Source organism: Corynebacterium tuberculostearicum SK141, assembly GCF_000175635.1.
In the GTDB taxonomy this organism is placed as follows: domain Bacteria; phylum Actinomycetota; class Actinomycetes; order Mycobacteriales; family Mycobacteriaceae; genus Corynebacterium; species Corynebacterium tuberculostearicum_C.
Genome location: NZ_ACVP01000017.1, coordinates 1 through 3,516, shown reverse-complemented (window position 1 = coordinate 3,516; position 3,516 = coordinate 1). Strand labels below are relative to the sequence as shown.

At 58.3% G+C, this 3,516-nt stretch carries 2 protein-coding genes and 1 pseudogene; all 3 read right to left on the bottom strand.

Features of this window, described 5'->3' with window-relative positions; all coding sequences use genetic code 11:
• A partial coding sequence (locus CORTU0001_RS11875; protein ID WP_005328113.1) for a hypothetical protein occupies positions 1 to 181 on the bottom strand: 181 nt, incomplete at its 3' end.
• Between the two features lie 331 nt (positions 182 to 512).
• A pseudogene (locus CORTU0001_RS12060) lies at positions 513 to 1,317 on the bottom strand (N-acetylmuramoyl-L-alanine amidase).
• 77 nt (positions 1,318 to 1,394) lie between these two features.
• A complete protein-coding gene (locus CORTU0001_RS05755) occupies positions 1,395 to 3,332 on the bottom strand; it encodes a polysaccharide deacetylase family protein (protein ID WP_157749117.1) in 1,938 nt (645 codons plus the stop codon).
• Between the last annotated feature and the right edge of the window lie 184 nt (positions 3,333 to 3,516).

Genomic DNA, 3,516 nt, shown 5'->3' with positions numbered 1-3,516 from the left:
CAGCCCACGACGGCGGATTAAGCACGCTCTCCATAAAATGCGTCGGCTTCCGCTCCGGGTTCACCAGCAAGGGCGTGTAGGACATGCCGCGAGCGATGGAAATACTGCCCAGAATCAACAGCCCGGCTGCGTCGGATACGAGCCACCTGGCGGCATGGCGCTTAAATCTTTCCCAATCCATACTCACTCCCCTGCTGTGGTGGGCTCGGTGTAGACCGGCAGGGTGGCGGGCGTAGCCTCTGGCTCAGGTGTGGGGGTCTGCTCGATGACAACCCCCACGGGGTCTCATCTGACTCACGTCCGGTATTCACTGCGGCGAGGAGGCCACCGATGAGCGCGGCTAGACCACCGGTCTGTCCGAGCCAGCCGTCTACCTGCTCGGAGCTGGCGATGCCGAATGCGACGAGGGCCAGGCCCACGACGGCGACGATGACATAGACGGCTAGTCGTATCCACCATGGTGCCGATGACGGCGCGGGGCTTTGGTGCGAGATTGGTGTAGTGCTTGGCCATTATCGTTCCTCCAGTTTCTTTTCAATGCGGGCGAGGTCTTGGCGGATTGCGGCAACTGCATCCACCAATGTGAGGTTCTGGCCCTCGTCGTTCTGTCCCAATTGGGGCCAGCCCTTACCGCCGGGGCCACGGAGCTGCCGCCAGATTTCCTGAATTGCATCAATCTGCGGAGAGATACCCCGTGACGAAAGCCCTGGTGTGGGCGTTAACCTGGTCAACCGCATTCATAGTTATCCCCTTGCTTTCTTTCTTCACCGGCTTAGCCGTGGAGGTCTTTTGTCCACCGCCGTGAGTGAGTTCGTCATAGAATCGCTGCGCCTCATTCATCCATGCTTGGTGGTATTTGCCGCCGTAGGCGAGGTGGTAGGGGCAACCAGTCTGGCCGGTTTCTTTGTGGTCGCGGATATTCTTGCCGTATTCGGGGCGGCCTAGGTTGTAGTAGTGGCAGAGGGCTGCCGCGAGGCGTGCGCCTTGCTTGATTACGGTGTCGCTGATGGGCTAGTCTTGGTCGGCTCCGCCGCAGTTGGCGTGCTCAATACCAATTGACTGCTGGTTTCGGAGCTGGTTTGCGGCGTGCCACGCGGTATCGGAGTCGTTGACGAGCTGGCCGATACGGCCGGAGTTTTCCACCTGATAGTGGGCACTAGCTTCCCGTGTCTGCCAGACTTGCCAGCACCCATCAATGGTGAGTACGCCGGCGTTGTGGTGGCGGACAATGTACTTAATCTGTTGTCCGCCCCTGCCGGGTGTGTAGTGCTTGTTGATGAGCCGGTACACGTCCGGCTCGACGTTCTTCCAATCCATGCTGTGCCCTCCTTTTAGGCATGAGTTAACCCCCGTTGCCTGCGCGGCCTACGGGGGCTAATGGGATGTGTGGTGTGTTATTTTTCTGCGATTGCTAGTTGCGGCAACGTGAGGACTTTTAACTTTCCTGCGTCTCGTAGCTCGGCTACGAGGTCGAGGAAATCTATGTAGTCCTTCTTGGTGGCGTAGATGTCAGACGATTCTGGTAGTGCGTAGGGGTGGAAAAAGCTGATGTGCTTTAGGCCCTTTTCTGCTGTTTGCTGTACGTAGTCGCGAACTTGGGCTACGGTGTCTTTTTTCTCTATGAGGGAGCGCCGTACGCCTACGGGTAATTCCTGCATGGGGTAGATGTAATCGTCGCCTACGTAGCCGGTGATGACGGGGTAGGTTTGCTGTAAAAGACGGCCTGCCATGCTGGCGGTATAGTCGATGGCGTTCTGCCCAGTGCCGAATCCCTTGTAGGTTCCTAGGGATGTGGAGTATCCGGGCTGTACCCAGCAATCCACTTTTGTATCAAGCTTGGTTTCGAGTGTCTGCTTGGATACTACAATCTGGCGGTAAATGTCTGTCGTGGTCTTCGCGCCTGCGTGGTCGCCGGAGTGTGAGGCGATGGCTAGGCCATCGTTGACCCACGCTTTGATTTCATCATTCGTGGCACGGTGGCGGGAGTCGCCCTTTTCGTCGAGGTGGATTTCTGGGGCAAGCGACATGGTGCCAACAAGGTCTCGCTTTTTAAGCTCAGGCCATACCCAATCGCGGAATGCGGTGGTGCCGTGGTCGAAGACGAGGGCGAGTGCTCCGGCGTCTCCTACGTGGACGGGGCCTTCGCGGCGCTTTAAGTCCCCCACCAGCGCAGCACGGTCAGGTTCGTAGGAGATGGTGGGGTCGTTGGTGGTGAGCATGGCTTCGATAGCCGCTTCCGCACCAGCCAGCTGGTAATTGTTTTCCTCGCCATCATCGGTTTCTGCCTCACTGGTTTCTGCACCGTGTAGGTGTTCCCACGTGGCAGCATCCCACCCCTTGTTGTAGATAGAGATTCGCCAATGGTGGGTAGGGTTAGCTCCTGTCCACCAGTCCACGCGCTGGTAAGCGCTCATGCCGAGCCACTCCATTTCTAGGTAGCCCATGCCAGCCCACGGCAGCCCTAGGGCATCAGCCACTGATTTCGACGTAACTGGATAGCGGCCCGGTGGCAAATCCACAATCTTATCGGAGGTAGTCAGCGGCATTTTGTGCCACGTGTTATCCGGCTGCCAACCACGGAAATTACCGTTATAGGATGACGCCGAATAGCAGATACGCCCGTAGGTAGAGTCCTGGTACTCCCACCAGAAACGCCCGTGGATACGCCCATTCGGCCCATCCAGGTAATCCACGGTGAGGAGACCAGCAGAGTTACCAGGCAGATTCATGCCCTTGTATACTGACGAGCTGAAAATACCGTACTGGCCAGGCTTCAACGATAAAAGCTCCACCGGCGAAGACAACATGCCCCTATCCCACGTCTGGGAATCCACATACGGGCGGGTCGCGTAGTCACCCTCCACTTGGGCGATGGTTTCCTTGGACGCTTGCTCCGCACGGTCAGCATCCCGCTTCGCAGCAGTGGCAGACTTATCCGCATTTAGCACTGAGGTGGCTGCTTTGGATGCACTCGATGCGGCTGCGCTGGCGGACGTGGATGCGCTAGTCTCGAACTGCTTCGCGTTGCTTGCTGCTGTTTCGGCGCGGGTGGCGCCGTCTTGCGCTTTGAGGGCGTTTTCCACCGAGGAGTCCACTAGGTCGACGGCCTGCGCTGCGAGTTTCTCAATCTCGCGCTGTGTGGCATCGTCCACTACCTTGGCGGCGCTCACGACCTGGCGCAGGGTTTGCGTACCCACGTCGCCGACGAGGATGGGGATAGTGTCCACCGCACGACCCTGACTAATGAGGGCGAGCACGGCGGGACCGGGCACCGCCGTAAACGACACTTCCCCACCAGTGACCGGGAAACGGTCATTCCCTGTTGTGACCACACCCTCCACATGAGTACGCACCCTAGGGGCACGCACCCACACCTCCGACACCTGCGCCGCACGAGACGACAAAAAACAACAAATTACCCTTAACAGTTGGCATTACACATCCTCAATCCAAGTACCAGTAAGCTCCGCACGCTTCACACGACGCCCACCCGACAAAGTCGCCGTCGAATACACA